Below are 834 nucleotides of genomic sequence, written 5' to 3' on the forward strand. Positions count from 1 at the left end.
TGATAGACTTTGGCATGATTGTTCTAGATGAAGCACATTGCCTATCTGAATGGGGATATGATTTCAGACCACATTATGCTCTAATAGGAAAAGTAACAAAGCATTTTAAAGAAGCGGTTGTCTTAGCATTGACAGCAACTGCACCACCGCATTTACAAGATGATTTGACGGAAATGTTAGCGATTCAATTTAACGTTATTAAAACTACAATGAATCGCCCAAACATAAGCTTTAAGCATCTTAATTTTCATGATGACGAAGATAAAATTGAGTGGTTGCTGCCGTTTCTACAACAGTCGGGACCAACGATTATTTATGTCTCATCGAAAAAGATGTGTCTGAATTTAGCGCAACTTATTTATGATTCAGGTTTTCTTACAGGTATTTATCATGGTGATATGAATTATCAAGAGCGACACACAGTTCAACAACAATTTTTAAATAATGATATTCCGATTATAGTCGCAACGAGTGCTTTTGGTATGGGAATTAATAAAAAAGATATTCGCACAATCATTCACTTTCATCTTTCAACAAGTCCTTCTAACTACATTCAAGAAATTGGCCGTGCGGGTCGCGATGGTGAACTAAGTCAGGCAATTAGTTTATTCCAACCGGACGATAAATATATTTTAGAAACGTTATTATTTGCAGATATGATAACAGAAGAAGATGTACAAAATTTCGAAATAGGAGAATTTTTAGCTCCCGATAAACAAGACGTTTTGACAACGTTGCATTCATTCTATAGTATCGGCGCCTTGAAACAGATATTTAAGCAATCATTTAAACGAAAGCAATTAGGATTCTTTCGCATGATTGGCTATTGCAAAT

1 protein-coding gene is annotated in these 834 nt (G+C 35.0%); it reads left to right on the forward strand.

Annotation, left to right across the window (positions count from 1 at the left end):
- The coding region (locus IDG60_RS17015; protein WP_206160970.1) for a helicase-related protein at positions 1–834 on the forward strand (834 nt) is incomplete at both ends.

This window comes from Staphylococcus sp. EG-SA-2 (assembly GCF_017152085.1).